This window comes from Staphylococcus shinii, assembly GCF_017583065.1.
In the GTDB taxonomy this organism is placed as follows: Bacteria; Bacillota; Bacilli; order Staphylococcales; family Staphylococcaceae; genus Staphylococcus; species Staphylococcus shinii.
Genome location: NZ_JAGEVL010000005.1, coordinates 19,827 through 37,468, shown reverse-complemented (window position 1 = coordinate 37,468; position 17,642 = coordinate 19,827). Strand labels below are relative to the sequence as shown.

The window sequence follows — 17,642 nt, the reverse complement described above, 5'->3', positions numbered from 1 at the left end:
GGTATTTATAAATCGTATTACTGCTTATTATAAAACTATATTGGTTTTAATTAAACTTTGGAGGTCAAATTATGGAGAAAAATATGGTATGCGATATTTATTCAGGTGTCTGTAAACCTAGTAATGAAAATGAAGTTGAAACAATTAACTTAAACATAGAAACGTCTAAACAGACTTTATATTATATCACCGATCCTATGTGTTCTCATTGTTGGGCATTTGAGCCAACTTTAAATAAATTATTAGTACAGTATGGGCATTTATTTAATTTTCAAATGGTTATGGGAGGCCTATTAGAAAAATGGGGAGAAGGTCCAATTGATCCAGCAAATGGCATTTTCAAACCAGCAGATGTTACCCCACACTGGCAAGAAGTAGGACAATATTCACGTATGCCGATTGATGGAACAATAATGGAAATAGATCCCGTTCAATCCTCATATCCAGCATCACGTATTTATAAAGCAATTCAATATCTAGACTCACCTATAGCTGCAATAAAATTTATTAGATTAGTTAGGGAAGCTGTATTTGTTTTCAACAAAAATATTTCTGATAAAAATGTACTCAAATCACTGCTACAACTATTTTATAAAAATGAAAAAACAAGTCGTATAGAAGACATTTTAGCTTTATCAGATAATGACAAAGGAAAACAATTACTGCTTGAAGATTTTGATTTAGTTCATAAATTAGGGGTTCGAGGTTTTCCAACTATAGTGCTATTAAATCACGATAACCATGGCACTAAAATTGTAGGCGCCAGAGAACTCAACGTATATATAGATACACTTAAAAATTTAAATAAATCTATGAAAATCGAGCCTAAACCTTTACCAGATTTATCATTATATTTACAATCTCATCCGAGGTTATTTTCTAAAGAAATTGAAGTAATGTATGATTTAAAAAAAGAAGATGTTCCAAAATTTGTACAACAATATTTAAATAGTTCTAATTATATTACTCAAAATATACTAGGAGAAAACTATTATGAAAGTGCTTCAAATTAACATATCGTAATTTTTATCTAATCAAAAAGGGAAACAACCAAAATCAACTATTTAATCTTGATGTTTCCCTATTTTGCCATTGAGTATTTTATTTTAATATGGACTAATTATGCTTTTTAATGGCCATATGTTTTATAGCCCCTAACTATATATTCAAATATTCATCGTAATCAAATGTTTCAATGTTATTGGTAACCACAACACTTGTATCAAGTTTAAATTTAAGATATCTGCTTACTTCACAAACGGCGTTAACTTGTAAATTCTCAATTTCATTCATCTCGAGTAGTATAAAACGAAGTGCTTCTGAGTGATAATTAGATTGAGCTAGCAATTTCTTAATATTTTCTAATAATAACGCTTTATAATTAACACCAGAAATAGCAACTACTCTTGAATTAATTGGTTCTTTATTTTTATTTCTTAAATAGAATAATGTGTTCCCTCTACTATACTGAATAATAATAAACATAATAAGTTCCCCAATCTTAACGTTATATTATTTATTATTATACTTTACACATTTAACGCAATTTGTAAACAAAATAAATTAAATTTACAACAACTTTTTAGAACAACCCCGTTGGGTTCGTATCGTAACTAACCAATAAATTTTTAGTTTGTTGATAATGCTCTAACATCATTAAATGATTTTCTCGTCCTATACCACTCATTTTATAACCACCAAAAGCAGCATGTGCCGGATAAGAATGATAATTATTAACCCACACTCTACCAGCTTGGATACCTCTACCAGCGCGATATGCTATGTTCTGATTTCTTGTCCAAATACCAGCGCCTAAGCCATAAATTGTATCATTTGCCATAGCTAATGCTTCATCATTATCTTTGAATGTTGCTACCGATAATACCGGTCCAAAAATCTCTTCTTGGAAAACACGCATATTCTGATTACCTTTAAAAATAGTAGGTTCAATATAATAACCGTTTTTTAAGTTCTCATTTTCTTGCCTTACATTACCACCCACAAGTATTTCTGCACCTTCATCTTTACCAATATCTAAGTATTTCTTAATTTTTTCTTGTTGTTCGTTAGATGTCTGTGCCCCTACCATTGTTGTATCATCTAAAGGATTTCCTAGTTTTATTTTGTTAACTTTATCAATACATAATTTTATAAATTCATCATAAATATCTTCATGGATTAATGCTCTAGAAGGGCATGTACAAACTTCACCTTGATTTAATGCAAACATAACTAATCCTTCTACTGCCTTATCTAAGAATTCATCGTCTTCATCCATAATATCCTTATAAAATATATTTGGTGATTTGCCTCCTAATTCGAGAGTTACTGGTATGACATTATCACTGGCATTCTTCATAATAATCTTACCTGTTGTTGTTTCACCAGTAAAAGCGACTTTATTAATCTCTTTATGTGTAGCCAGTGCTTCACCAGTCTCATTGCCAAATCCATTTACGACATTTATTAATCCTTTTGGTAAAATGTCTTCAATTATTTCAACAAAATGTAGAATAGACACAGGTGTTTGTTCCGCTGGCTTAAGAACGACAGCATTTCCAGTTACTATAGCAGGAGCAATTTTCCAAGTTGCCATAAGTAATGGGAAATTCCATGGAATAATTTGGCCAATGACTCCTAATGGTTCTTTATAATGATAAGCTACTGTATCATTATCTATTTGTGAAATACCACCCTCTTCTGCACGTATCACACCTGCAAAATATCTAAAATGATCTACAACTAACGGTAAGTCTGCAGCAAGTGTCTCTCTAACAGGTTTACCATTATCAAAAGTTTCGATAACTGCTAAGTATTCTAAATTCTCTTCTACACGATCCGCAATATCTAATAAAAGTTGTGACCTTTCAGCTAATGACTTTTTCCCCCACTCACCCTGTGCTTTTTTAGCAGCTTTTACTGCTAAATCGACATCTTTTTGTGAAGACCTAGGTACTTTTGCGTAATTATCGCCAGTAATTGGGGAAATATTATCAAAATATTCGCCTTCTTGTGGATCTGTCCAACTTCCATCAATAAAGTTACTATATCGCTCTTTAACTTTGTATTTTGCATTACTTTCATTTGGATTTGTATAAATCATATAAATACCTCCTTTATATTGTCATATACCCCTCAAAATTTTATGTAAGCGCTTAAATTTATAACTGTAAAAGAACAATTTTTTGATGGTTGGCCACAGCAGTTAAACTTTTATTTAATCTTTTTCGGTACTTTCTTATGTATAAAAATAGAAGCTAGGACGTAACTTTGTCCTAGCCTCTATAAGTAATCACTTTCTGTAATACTTTATTTGAAACGTCTATTTTTCATCTTCTTTTTTTCTACGACGTTTAGCAAATAGTAATAATGCACCTAATCCTGCAAACAATGAACCAAATAATGTACCATTGCGTATTTCTTCCTCACCTGTTTCAGGTAATTCTGATTGTTTATTTTCTTTATTATCTTTTGATTTGTTGTTTTCCATAACGTTAGAACTCTTATTTGAATCTTCTACTTGTGATTCATTAGAGTTGCTATTATCTGTGTTGTGGCTAGCATTTGATGAATTTGAACCTACGACCGGATTTTCTCCTATACCTGAGTTTTCTCCTGCGCCTGGATTTTCTCCTGTGCCTGGATTTTCTCCTGTGCCTGGATTTTCTCCTGTGCCTGGATTTTCTCCTGTGCCTGGATTTTCTCCTGTATCTGGATTTTCTCCTGTATCTGGATTTTCTCCTGTGCCTGGATTTTCTCCTGTATCTGGATTTTCTCCTGTATCTGGATTTTCTCCTGTATCTGGATTTTCTCCTGTATCTGGATTTTCTCCTGTGCCTGGATTTTCTCCTGTGCCTGGATTTTCTCCTGTACCTGGATTTTCTCCTGTGCCTGGATTTTCTCCTGTGCCTGGATTTTCTCCTGTACCTGGATTTTCTTTTGTACCAGTTACATTTGTATTTGTAGGTTCTGAAGTATTGCCCTCTTTATCCGTGGCAGTCACTATGATAGTATCTCCATCATTTAAGTCTACATTTGATGGAATTTCTACTGTATAGTTGCCTTGATCATCCGCTGTACCTGTTGCTGTTGTACCGTCTGGGAACGTTACTGTTATCGTTGAGCCTGGTTCTGCTGTTCCGCTAACTGTTGTGTCTTCGCTTGTTACTTCGTTCACCGTTGGTGCTTCTGGTGCTGTTGTGTCAGTAACTGTTGTCGTTGCTTCTTCGGATGTGTTGCCATCTTTATCTTTAGAAGTAACTACGAGTTCTTCTCCACCATCCAAGTCTACATTTGTTGGAATTTCTACTGTATAGTTCCCTTGGTCATCCGCTGTACCTGTTGCTGTTGTTCCGTCTGGGAATGTTACGGTTACTGTTGAACCTGGTTCCGCTGTTCCTTTGACTTGTGTATCTTCACTTGTTACTTCATTCACCGTTGGTGCTTTTGGTGCTGTTGTGTCAGTAACTGTTGTCGTTGCTTCTTCAGATGTGTTGCCATCTTTATCTTTAGAAGTAACTACAAGCTCTTCTCCACCATTCAAGTCTACATTTGATGGAATTTCTACTGTGTAGTTCCCTTGGTCATCCGCTGTACCTGTTGCTGTTATACCATCTGGGAATGTTACGGTTACTGTTGAACCTGGTTCCGCTGTGCCACTAACTGTTGTATCTTCGCTTGTTACTTCGTTCACCGTCGGTGCTTCTGGTGCTGTTGTGTCTACTACTGTTGTCGTCGCTTCTTCGGATGTGTTGCCATCTTTATCTTTAGAAGTAACTACGAGTTCTTCTCCACCATCTAAGTTTACATTTGATGGGATTTCTACTGTGTAGTTGCCTTGGTCATCTGCCGTACCTGTTGCTGTTGTACCGTCTGGGAACGTTACGGTTACCGTTGAACCTGGTTCTGCTGTTCCGCTAACTGTTGTGTCTTCACTTGTTACTTCGTTCACCATCGGTGCTTCTGGTGCTGTTGTGTCTACTACTGTTGTCGTCACTTCAGATGATGTATTACCATCTTTATCTTTAGAAGTAACTACAAGCTCTTCTCCACCATTTAAGTCCACATTTGATGGAATTTCTACTGTGTAGTTGCCTTGGTCATCCGCTGTACCTGTTGCTGTTGTGCCATCTGGGAATGTTACGGTTACTGTTGAACCTGGTTCCGCTGTGCCACTAACTGTTGTATCTTCACTTGTTACTTCGTTCACCGTTGGTGCTTCTGGCGCTGTTGTATCAGTAACTGTTGTCGTTGCTTCTTCGGATGTGTTGCCATCTTTATCTTTAGAAGTAACTACGAGTTCTTCTCCACCATCCAAGTCTACATTTGTTGGAATTTCTACTGTATAGTTCCCTTGGTCATCCGCTGTACCTGTTGCTGTTGTATCGTCTGGGAACGTTACTGTTACCGTTGATCCTGGTTCTGCTGTTCCTTTGACTTGTATATCTTCACTTGTTACCTCATTCACCGTTGGTGCTTCTGGCGCTGTTGTGTCAGTAACTGTTGTCGTCACTTCAGATGATGTATTACCATTTTTATCTTTAGAAGTAACTACAAGCTCTTCTCCACCATTCAAGTCCACATTTGATGGGATTTCTACTGTATAGTTGCCTTCGTCATCAGCCGTACCAGTCGCTGTTGTTCCGTCTGGGAACGTTACGGTTACTTCTGATCTTGGTTCCGCTGTTCCTTTGACTTGGGTATCTTCACTTGTTACTTCTTCCACCGTCGGTGCATCTGGCGCTGTTGTGTCAGTAACTGTTGTCGTCACTTCAGATGATGTATTACCATCTTTATCTTCTGCTACAACTCTGATTGTTTCATCTCCATCTAATTTTACGTTTGATGGAATTTCTACTGTGTAGTTGCCTTCTTCATCAGCTGTAGCTGTTGCCGTTGTGCCATCTGGGAATGTTACAGTTACTTCTGATCCTGGCTCTGCAGTACCTTTGACTTGTGTATCTTCACTTGTCACTTCGTTCACCGTTGGTGCTTCTGGTGCTGTTGTGTCTACTACTGTTGTCGTCGCTTCTTCGGATGTGTTGCCCTCTTTATCTTTAGAAGTAACTACGAGCTCTTCTCCACCATCCAAGTCTACATTTGTTGGAATTTCTACTGTGTAGTTGCCTTGGTCATCAGCTGTAGCTGTTGCTGTTGTGCCGTCTGGGAATGTTACGGTTACTTCTGAGTCTGGTTCCGCTGTGCCACTAACTGTTGTGTCTTCACTTGTTACCTCATTCACCGTTGGTGCTTCTGGCGCTGTTGTGTCTACTACTGTTGTCGTTGCTTCTTCGGATGTATTACCATCTTTATCTTTAGAAGTAACTACGAGTTCTTCTCCACCATCCAAGTTTACATTTGATGGGATTTCTACTGTGTAGTTGCCTTGGTCATCTGCCGTACCAGTTGCTGTTGTGCCATCTGGGAATGTTACGGTTACCGTTGAGCCTGGCTCTGCAGTACCTTTGACTTGTGTATCTTCACTTGTCACTTCGTTCACCGTTGGTGCTTCTGGTGCTGTTGTGTCTACTACTGTTGTCGTCGCTTCTTCGGATGTGTTGCCCTCTTTATCTTTAGAAGTAACTACAAGCTCTTCTCCACCATTTAAGTCCACATTTGATGGAATTTCTACTGTGTAGTTGCCTTGGTCATCCGCTGTACCTGTTGCTGTTGTACCGTCTGGGAACGTTACGGTTACCGTTGAGCCTGGTTCTGCTGTTCCTTTGACTTGTGTATCTTCACTTGTTATCTCGTTCACCGTCGGTGCTTCTGGTGCTGTTGTGTCTACTACTGTTGTCGTTGCTTCTTCGGATGTATTACCATCTTTATCTTTAGAAGTAACTACAAGCTCTTCTCCACCATCCAAGTCTACATTTGTTGGAATTTCTATTGTATAGTTTCCTTCTTCATCCGCTGTACCTGTTGCCGTTGTGCCATCTGGGAATGTTACGGTTACTGTTGAACCTGGTTCCGCTGTGCCACTAACTGTTGTATCTTCACTTGTTATTTCATTCACCGTTGGTGCTTCTGGCGCTGTTGTGTCAGTAACCGTTGTTGTTGCTTCTTCAGATGTGTTGCCATCTTTATCTTCTGCTACGACTTTAATTGTTTCATCGCCATCTAAGTTTACATTTGATGGAATTTCTACTGTGTAGTTGCCTTCTTCATCCGCTGTACCTGTTGCCGTTGTGCCATCTGGGAATGTTACGGTTACCGTTGATCCTGGCTCTGCAGTACCTTTGACTTGTGTATCTTCACTTGTTACTTCATTCACCGTTGGTGCTTCTGGCGCCGTTGTGTCTACTACTGTTGTCGTTGCTTCTTCGGATATGTTGCCCTCTTTATCTTTAGAAGTAACTACAAGATCTTCTCCACCATCCAAATCTACATTTGTTGGAATTTCTACTGTGTAGTTGCCTTCTTCATCCGCTGTACCTGTTGCCATTGTGCCATCTGGGAATGTTACGGTTACTTCTGATCCTGGTTCCGCTGTGCCACTAACCGTTGTGTCTTCACTTGTTACCTCGTTCACCGTTGGTGCTTCTGGCGCTGTCTTGTCTACTACTGTTGTTTTTACAGAATCAGAAATATTACCGTTATTATCAATAGAAGCTATTAATAGTTCTTCTCCACCTACTAAATCAATTTCATTTGGAATATCTATTGTGTATTTTCCTTCGTCATCTGCTGTACCTGTTGCTGTTGTGCCATCTGGGAATGTTACGGTTACCGTTGAGCCTGGCTCTGCAGTACCTTTGACTTGTGTATCTTCACTTGTTACTTCGTTCACCGTCGGTGCTTCTGGTGCTGTTGCGTCTACAACTGTTGTTGTTGCTTGTTCAGATTTATTATCAGCTTTATCTTGTGCAACAGCGTGAATTTGTTCTCCTCCTGTTAATACAGCATTGTCCGGAATTGAGACACTAAAATTACCTTGATTATCTGCGTCTACATTAACTGTCACGCCACCTGGGAATGTTACTGTAACTGTTGAATTCGCTTCTGTTGTTCCTGTTACTTGTGTATCTTCGCTTGATACTTCATTTAATACTGGTGCTTTTGGAGCTGTTGCATCTACGACCGTTGTTGAAACTTCAGGTGAAATATTACCTCTAGAATCTGATGCAGTAACTTTCAATAATTCATTACCTGTTAAATCAATTCTTTCAGGAATATTAACAGTATAATTTCCTTGGTCATCGGTTGTACCAGTTGCTGTAGTACCATCTGGGAACGTTATTGTTACTGTTGAATTTGCTTCGGCTGTCCCTCTGACTTGTGCATCTTCGCTTGTCACATCTTTCACTGTAGGTGCATCTGGTGCTGTCACGTCAGTTACAGTTGTAACTACTGGTGCTGTTTCATTACCAGCATCATCTGTTGATATGACTTGTATTTCTTCCCCACCTACTAAATCAACTTCATCTGGAATAGCAATTCTATAATTTCCATCGCTATCTGCTTCACCAGAAACTGTTACGCCATTAGGGAACTTAATTGTCACTGTTGAGTTTGCTTCGGCTGTTCCTGTTACTTGTGCATCTTCGCTTGTCACACCATTAACCGTTGGTGGCGCTGGTGCTGTTTCGTCTGTGACTGTTGTTGAACCAGGGCTGGAAACATTTCCTGTCGCATCTGTTGATGTTGCTTGAATCGTTTCGCCACCTTCTAATCCTTCATCTAATGGAATATTAACTGTAAAGTTACCATTGTCATCTGCTGTTGTTTCTACAACTGTTCCACTTGGGAAAGTAACTTTAACTGTCGAATTCGCTTCGGCTGTTCCTGTTACTTCCGTGCTCACGCTCGTTACATGACTTATTTGTGGAGCATCTGGTGCTGTTGCATCAGTTACTGTAGTACTACCAGATTGTGAAACGTTACCTGCGTCATCTGTTGATGTTGCTTGAATCGTTTCGCCACCTTCTAACCCTTCATCTGATGGAATATTAACTGTAAAGTTACCATTGTCATCTGCTGTTGTTTCTACGACTGTTCCACTTGGGAAAGTAACTTTAACTGTCGAATTTGCTTCAGCTGTTCCTGTTACGCGTTTACTATTACTAGTTACATCTTTAATTATTGGAGCATCTGGTGCTTTCATATCTTTAACAGTGGTTGTTGTTATAGCTGATTTATTACCTGCTTTATCTGTTGAAATTGCTTTAAATTCTTCTCCACCTTCAAGAATTACACCATTTGGTATATTAACTGTAAAGTTACCTTGATCATCAGCAGTTACTGAAACTTTACCTCCACCTGAGAAGCCAACTGTTACTGATGAATTAGGTTCAGCTGTACCTGTAACTTGTTTATCATTACTTGTTATTGGATCAATCACTGGCGCATCTGGCGCTGTTTCATCTGTAACTGTAATTTGGTCTGAAATTTCACTTGTTTTTCCATCTTTACTAGCTGTTGCTGTTAAAACTGTACCAGCTGTTAAGGGCTGGTTTAGTACGATAGTTGCTGCTGAACCATCACTAGGTATTTGAACTGAGCCAATTTCATTATTATTATTATCCCGAACTGTGACAGTCGCACCTGCTGTTCCATTGACTTGTATTTCTGTATCGTTATCGTCAACTGGATTAATTGATGGTGTAGGCACTTTAGAAATATCAATAATGTTAAATGTACTAACTTCATCATTTTCATAGTTAGGCGAATCTATTGCAATTGTATATGTACCTTCAGGCGATTGAGGGATTGAAACAGAGAATCTGCCATCAGAATTGACTGTTGATGTTCCAATCACTTTACCATTTGCATCTATAACTTTAGCTGTTTGTGATGCGGCACCTTCTTTTAATGGAACTGAACCAGTTACAACTGTATCTTTATTAGTAATATCAGCTGCTTCAGGTTTATCAACTAATGGAGAAGTTTTATAGTTGATGACTTCATCCCCATCATTTTTACCGTCTCCGTCTGTGTCATTGTTTTCAGGATTAGAAAGTGATACTTGACGCTCGTATCTATCTAACAATCCGTCTTTATCATAATCTTGTAAGGCTAAAGTCGATGTACCTAAAGTATTATTGATAAGTGACCCTTTACTATCAGTTAAATAACCTGCAAATGTAAAATCTTCTTTTTGTTTAGTAGTTTCTCTAATTAAGTTGCCCTGTGCATCATATTCTGCATCCTTAGTTAAAATATTATTTACACTTTGGTTTAATTTAATTACTATTCTAACACCTACAGTTTCAGGTAAAAGGTTGTTAAATTCAATAAGTTTATTTAAATTATCACTAGTAATTGAACCATTTCCTATTGCATCTAAAGTTAAATCTGCAACTTTATCAGCTTCATGATATGTTTTATCAAAACCACCTAAACCTTGATAATCATACTTATGCAATTCTACACTTTCGATATATGGTAATAAATCTTTATCTATTTGATAATGGTATGACCATTGATTACTTCTTGTTTTGCTGTAAGAAAATATACCATTTTTCATTATTTGTTGATCAATAATAAATCCGCCATACTCTCCAGGAGCATCGTCGTAAGCAGCTGATCCACTACTCGCTTTAAATGTATTACTGTTCTCACTTGATACTGCTTTTTCTAATCCGACTAAATCACCATCTGTACTTGTTAAGAAATAACCACTACTTTCAGATGTACGTACGATTCTATTTCCTGTCGAGTCGCGTACAAACATTTGATAATTTAATTTATTATTATCTAAACTACCAGCGTTTTTTAAAATATTCGCTACTGTATCATCAAGTTCAATTTTACCGTTTGTTGCTGTATATTGTGATAAAATTTCCGCTCCACCAAATAAACCATCATTAGCTCTAATAAAGTTTACTTCCCATGTATTAGTAACTTTTCCATTTTCATCAGTTAATCTAATAAATTCAACTGGTTTACTTCTACCTGCTGGATTTACCGTTATTTTTGTGACATGTTTAGCTATAATTGGGTCTAATTTCAAGTCAATTTTATATCTATCACCAGAGTTGGATCCTGACATATAACTATGGATATCGAACGGAATAACATTGCTGTTTAGTGTTGTTTGGTTATCTAGTGAACCTGGATCAAATATTAATGATGCAAACGTATAATTATCTAAATAACCTAATGATTTTTCTACTTCTTCACTTTGATCTACTGCTGCAGCTAGCGCTGTCGGTGTAGCCATCGCTCTAAACATTGTACGTGTTGGTGTAGCAAGTGTTGTTACACTTTCTTGATTATTAACAAGTTCGATAATTGAAGCTTTTAAAATTTCAGTGTTAATTTCTTCATCCGTAGCAGTCTCATAATTAATATCTGTATTGTCCATGATAGCTTTTGTTTCAGTTTCCGATAACTGGCTATTTAAAAAAGATTCAACGGTAGATTTTTTGTCTTTAGTTGTTGCTAATTTTGCTTCTAATTTTGATTTAGTATTTTCAGTTTTTTTCTTGTCTTTTATAGTTATTGCCTTCGACTTATCAACTTTAGACGCAGATGTTGAACTTCCAGAAGTTTCTATTTTATCGTTTTTAACATCTGTCTTTTGTGATTTTGTAACTTGTTTATTGTTATCTTTCTGTGGTTGCTTTGTTTTTGATGCTTTCTCACTATCAGAATTCTTATTAAGTGGTTTTTCTGTTTTTACTGAATTTGTTTTTTTAGCAATTTCTGTTGATGGTCTTTCAGTCTTAGATGGTAGATTACTTTTATTTACTTCCTCATTACTATTTTCTTTTGTTGCATCTTTATCATTTACTGTTTCAGGTTCTGAGTAATCCGAAGATGATGTTTGATCTTCAACTGTATTAGTATGGTCACTGTCTTTTTGTTCAGTATTCGTTTCTTCTGTTTCAGGTTTTTCACTAGTTACTTCTTCTGTTTCAGATTTTTCATTTTCTATTTGATTATCACTGTTCTCATTTACTGTCGATTCCTCTGATTCGTTTTTGGAATTTTCAGTTTTTTCTTGTGTTAGTGTATCTTTACTTTCACTTTCCACTTCTTCTGTTTTTTCTTCTGTAGAATTATTTTCCTCTACACTTTTAATATCATTTATATCTAAAGCTTCACCTTTATCTTTGGTACTAGCATTATCACTAGTTATTGAGTCTAATTCATCCGCTTGAGCTTCATTACCTACCCCCATAACTAAAGTAGCTCCGATTAATAACGATGCAGTCCCAACTGTAAATTTCCTAATAGAGTATTTATTCAGTCTATTAGGCAAAAAACCTTGTCTATTTTTCATAATTTTCCCACCTCAAATATACTTTTTCACAACTCAATATTACTCAATTTAAAAATAAATGCAAGAGTTTTTTATAATGCTTTACATAATTAATACAATCAAACGCGCGCATTTGATTGTATTTCATTTTTTTATAACGCACAATTAAATAACGAAGGACAGAAAGATTCTTTTTGATATCGTTATTTAAATCGTATTGTTTTTTAAACTTGAAGTATTTTAAGTGTAGTCTTAACTTGTTGAAATTTTAAATGTGGCTATAAATACAAATAGTTTGAAATATAGATGCTATTTACAACATATATAAGGACAAGACAGCAAAGTTTCCCTATTCATAAACAGCCTTAATTTCAATTATTAACCATGGTATCTAAAGAAGTTATCCCTATAAAAGGCTTTTTACATTTAATTATTTTTTTCATGAGTAATGCGAGCCAATATTAATTATATTTTCAATGGTACGCAATGTAAAGTCGTTTTACAATAGTTGAAAAATTAAAATAATTATAGCAATTAATATTTTTCATTACTTCAATAAATCGCCAAATAATGTTTTGATGAATTATGATATTTATAATGTTTTCAAAAATCTTATTTTTAAAAACAGACATTTACTATAGAAGGTTTTCTCAACACAAAAAACCTCGAAACACAAACGTGTCTCGAGGTAAAAGTAATTGTATTATTTATTATTTAATTGAAGTTCTGTGTCGTTAGCTTGACGGACTTGTTTCAATAACGCATAGTCTTCAATTAATGATTTACCATAAGATGGAATCATTTCTTTAAGTTTTGGTTCCCATTGTTTAAGCTGACCAGGGAAGTTTCGTTCAATTACTTCTAATGCAACAGATACTGATGTTGAAGCACCTGGTGATTCTCCTAATAATGCGATGACAGAATGGTCTTTAGAATTAACAACTTCTGTACCAAATTGAATAAATCCTCTACCATGTTCTTTAGTATCTTTAATAACTTGAACACGTTTACCAGCTTGTAAGATATCCCAATCTTCTTCTTTAGCATCAGGCACAAATCGACGTAATTCTTTCATTCGATCTTCTTTTTTCGCTAATACTTCTTGAATTGAATATTTAATTAATGGAAAATTCTTAGCAGCGGCAGATAACATCGTAATCACATTACTTGGATTAATTGATTTGAATAAATCCAAGTTAGAACCATTTTTCAAGAATTTTGGACCGATAGCTGCAAATGGTCCGAATAATAATGAATTTTCGTCTTGAATATAACGTCTGTCTAAGTGAGGTACAGTCATTGGCGGTGTACCTTCTGGTTCTTTACCATAAGCTTTTACTTCATGTTTATCTACAATTTCAGGATTATTACATACTAAGAATTCTCCTGTAATTGGGAAACCACCTAAGTGTTTGCTTTCTGGAATTCCAGTTTTTTGTAATAAAGGGATTGCTGCACCACCGGCACCGATAAATAGATAATCTGTAATATGATGTTCTACTTTTTTAGTTTTTAAGTCTTTAATTTTAACTTCCCACTTACCATCTTTACGACGGCTAAAGTCTTGAACTTCATGTTTATAGAAAAGCTGTGCATTTTCATGTTCGCTTAAGTTTTTAGCCATTTTTCTAGTAAGCTCACCGAAGTTAACATCTGTACCTTCATCAATTTTACTAGCCGCAACTATTTCATTTGGGTCACGACCTTCCATCATCAATGGCATCCACTCTCTTAATTTTTCGTGGTCTTCAGTGTATTCAATGCCTTTAAACATGGATAATGGAGATAATGCTTCATAACGTCTTTTCAAGAAATTTACGTTTTTATCGCCTTGCACAAAGCTAATGTGTGGTAAAGGGCGAATAAATTCTTGTGGATTTGCGATTTGTTTACTTTTTACTAAATGAGACCAAAATTGTTTCGAAATCTCAAATTGTTCATTTATTTCTTTCGCTTTTTCTACGTCTATTGAGCCATCTTTTTGTTCAACTGTGTAATTTAATTCACATAGTGCGGCATGTCCAGTACCAGCATTATGACGTTCATTTGAACTTTCTATAGCAGGTTTGTCGAGTCTTTCAAAAAGTTTAATATTCCAATCTGGTGCAAGTTCTTTTAACATTGTCCCGAATGTTGTACTTAAAACACCCGCGCCAATTAAAATAACGTCTTTAGAGTTTGATTCACTCATTATTTTTCCACCTTTCAATCATCACTTTTTAATAGCAATTTATAATATTTTTTAGTTTATAAGATACCAGTTATTCTGTTCCTAATATATTCATACCCTATAATACTTTCTTACTATCACAAAAATGCTTCTCGATATATATCTCTCATAGCATATGATAAAACAACACTGTCGAAATGTAAAATGTATATTACGATAAGATTAATTTCTAATAAAATGCATTAAGCTCATCGGTTATATTGAGCTAATTAGTTACCTATAATTATGTTGTCTATCAAACGCGCTTTACTAAATTTAACCGCTAATGAGATGAAGATTTTCCCATTTATTTGTTCTTGTTTGATTAGTTGAGGATAGCTATAAATAGCAACTGTTTCAATATTGCCACTCGTATGTTGCTCAATATATTCACGTGTTTTTTCAATTAATTTTTCACTTTCTCTCTCTCCTTGTTCGTACATGGATTGTGCTAAACGGAGACTTTGAAATAAATGTGGCGCTTCTAAACGTTCTTGTTCTGTTAAATAAATATTACGTGAGCTTTTGGCTAACCCATCTTCTTCTCTTACGATATCTACAGCAATAATTTTAATTGGATGATTAAAATCATCTACCATTTTTTCAATGATAGCTAACTGCTGTGCATCTTTTTTACCAAAATATGCTTTATTAGGACGTACAACATTAAATAATTTATTAACAATAGTAACTACGCCATCAAAATGTCCTGGCCTCTCAGCGCCTTCCAACACTGTCGCAAGACGTCCTGCCTTCACTTCAATCGTCGGATTTTGTGGATACATTTCTTTCTCGCTTGGATGAAATATATAGTCAACGTTTACTGATTGGGCTTTAGTTGCATCAGCATCAATATCTCTTGGATAAGAAGCTAAGTCTTCATTCGGCCCAAATTGTAAAGGATTCACAAAAATACTAATTACCGTCACATCATTTTCATCAGCAGATTGAGCCATCATCTTTAAGTGTCCATCATGTAATGCCCCCATGGTAGGAACAAAGCCGATAGTATTGCCTTGAAGTTGTAATTCATTCGTAAGCTGTCTCATTTCTTTAATACTCGTAATTATTTGGGTCATTTTACATCCTCATCCATCACACGTTTTTTATAAGTATAATTTTCATCAGGAAAATGACTAGATTTCACTTCTTTGTTATATTCAGTTAATGCGTCAACACCGACTGAAAAATCACCATATTGTTTTACAAATTTCGCTTTATGATCGACACCATAATTTAATAAATCATGGTAAACCAATACTTGTCCGTCAGTGCCTTTTCCTGCACCAATACCTATTACAGGTATATCTAGTTGTTTGGTGATTTCTGATGCTAAATCAGCAGGTACAGCTTCTAATACTAGCATGATTGCACCAGCCCGTTGGATTGCATGAGCATCATTCAGGAGTTGTTGTGCCGCTTCTTTGTTACTTGCTTGCATTTTATACCCGGTAATACCTACACTTTGTGGCGTAAGCCCTAAATGCGAAACAACTGGAATCCCCATACGGCTGCAATTTTCAATATAATTTGTTAAATGCGCGCCCTCTGCTTTAATCGCATTAGCATTAGTTTGTTGGTATAGTTTGACTGCTATTTCTAAGTCATATTGTTCAGTGACACCCACACCACCAAATGGGACGTCAACAACGATATAAGTATCAGGCGCACCACGACGCACTGCCTTAGCATGATGTATCATATCTTCAACAGTTACTTGCACTGTATTATCGTAACCCAAAACTGTCATGCCTAATGAGTCTCCAACTAATATGATATCTATCTGGGCTGCTTCAGCTTGTTTAGCACTTGGGTAATCATAAGCCGTAACCATTGAAATTTTTTCTTTATGTTCTTTAACTGCTTGTAACTGACCTAATGTTTTCAATTAAAATCAACTCCACAATTTGATATATTTGTATTGTTATACATATACTAACTAAACTTTTTAGAAAAGGAAATAAATAACATGAGCAATTTCGCTATTATTGGTCCTGGCGCAGTAGGCAGTACAATCGCATATGATCTCCAACATAATCAACCAAACTTAAAATTATTGGGTCGTCGTGAGCAAACACTTAATTTCTTTGTAGATGGAGATTCAACTAATCCCCATCAATTAACAGTAACTGCTTTAAATGATTGTCATGAGAAATTTGATGTTATATTTATTGCAGTAAAAATACCCCAACTGTCAAAAGTATTAAGTAAATTAGACCACTTGTTACATCAAGATACTATGATTATTTTAGCTCAAAATGGTCATGGCCAATTATCAGAGTTTACACATCCATTCGTTTATCAAGCTGTTGTGTATATTAGTGGGCAAAAAGAAAAGGATAAAGTGACTCATTTTCGTGATCATAAATTAATTTTGAAGGATACACCTCAAACACAAGCACTATGCAAAAAGTTGGAAAATACGCCGCTAGAAATTCAATTAACTGATGATATAGAAGCAGCCATTTGGTATAAACTGCTTGTGAACTTAGCTATCAATAGTGTGACTGCTTTGAGCCGTTCTACCGCTTCTGTATTAACTGTCCCAGGTATTAAAAATCTATGTGAGAATTTATTACGCGAAGGTACAGAAATTGCTAAATTTGAAAATGTAATATTTGAAGAAAAAATCGTAACTGAAATTATGACAATTTATGAAGGTTATCCTAGCGAAATGGGTACGAGTATGTACTACGATATTATAGAAGATAAACCACTAGAAATTGAAGGCATTCAAGGTTTTTTATACAACAAAGCGCGATTGCACAATTTAAAAACGCCTATACTTGATACAATTTACCCTCTTTTACTGGCACAACAAAAACATTAAAACACTGTTAACTTTTAAAATAAGCCTAAGCAATCAATTTACATTAATTGATTGCTTAGGCTACATCTTTATCTGATAAATGGAGGTAATAATGAACTTCACATTTTACTAATCACATTATCCCTCTTCACTTCATAATTATGAAGTAACGCCGTATATTTCATAACCATCATTCGATACAAACTCTTATAGATTTTAAAGACTTTCTGAAAATAATCATTAATTATAGAACCATTGAAACAACTTCTAATATTAATAATATAGTTGAGACACAATTCCTTTTCTTTGTTTCCTGTCTTTTAATAACTGCATACAGCAAATATATGGACTTAATATTTTTTATCTTTGTTCATATAGAGTTCATATAAGCCAGTTATATTACAGTTATTAACAAATTG

General features: G+C 35.5%; 8 protein-coding genes. 2 read left to right on the top strand and 6 right to left on the bottom strand.

Annotated features, from left to right (window positions below):
- The first annotated feature begins 71 nt into the window (after nucleotides 1-71).
- Entirely contained in the window at nucleotides 72-1,013 is a 942-nt protein-coding gene (locus tag J5E45_RS06725; protein WP_208181901.1) for a DsbA family protein, read from the top strand.
- A 145-nt stretch (nucleotides 1,014-1,158) separates the two neighbouring features.
- Here J5E45_RS06725 and J5E45_RS06720 read toward each other — a convergent pair whose 3' ends face one another.
- The 6 genes from J5E45_RS06720 to panB all read right to left on the bottom strand — a co-directional run bounded on the left by J5E45_RS06720 (nucleotide 1,159) and on the right by panB (nucleotide 16,302).
- Nucleotides 1,159-1,485 (bottom strand): hypothetical protein, encoded by a 327-nt coding sequence (locus J5E45_RS06720; protein ID WP_039067560.1) that lies wholly within the window; start codon nucleotides 1,483-1,485, stop codon nucleotides 1,159-1,161.
- Nucleotides 1,486-1,582: 97 nt separating this feature from the next.
- On the bottom strand, nucleotides 1,583-3,103 hold the full coding sequence (gene exaC / locus J5E45_RS06715) for an acetaldehyde dehydrogenase ExaC (RefSeq protein ID WP_208181899.1): 1,521 nt from the start codon (nucleotides 3,101-3,103) through the stop codon (nucleotides 1,583-1,585).
- A gap of 219 nt (nucleotides 3,104-3,322) precedes the next feature.
- On the bottom strand, nucleotides 3,323-12,226 hold the full coding sequence (locus J5E45_RS14360; protein WP_237282833.1) for an Ig-like domain-containing protein: 8,904 nt from the start codon (nucleotides 12,224-12,226) through the stop codon (nucleotides 3,323-3,325).
- Between the two features lie 682 nt (nucleotides 12,227-12,908).
- Nucleotides 12,909-14,396 carry a malate dehydrogenase (quinone) gene (gene mqo, locus J5E45_RS06690; protein WP_039069659.1) on the bottom strand — a complete coding sequence of 496 codons (1,488 nt, stop codon included), beginning with the start codon at nucleotides 14,394-14,396 and terminating at the stop codon, nucleotides 12,909-12,911.
- Nucleotides 14,397-14,644: 248 nt separating this feature from the next.
- Nucleotides 14,645-15,493, bottom strand: a complete 849-nt coding sequence (panC, locus tag J5E45_RS06685; RefSeq protein WP_208181897.1) for a pantoate--beta-alanine ligase — start codon at nucleotides 15,491-15,493, stop codon at nucleotides 14,645-14,647.
- Nucleotides 15,490-16,302, bottom strand: a complete 813-nt coding sequence (panB, locus tag J5E45_RS06680) for a 3-methyl-2-oxobutanoate hydroxymethyltransferase (protein WP_208181896.1) — start codon at nucleotides 16,300-16,302, stop codon at nucleotides 15,490-15,492. The genes panC and panB overlap by 4 nt, the downstream gene beginning before the upstream one ends.
- Nucleotides 16,303-16,383: 81 nt before the next feature.
- On the opposite strand from panB, the gene J5E45_RS06675 reads away from it, so the two are divergent.
- The gene (locus J5E45_RS06675; RefSeq protein WP_208181894.1) at nucleotides 16,384-17,244 is read left to right on the top strand and encodes an oxidoreductase; all 861 of its coding nucleotides are present in this window, start codon (nucleotides 16,384-16,386) and stop codon (nucleotides 17,242-17,244) included.
- The last annotated feature ends 398 nt before the right edge of the window (nucleotides 17,245-17,642 follow it).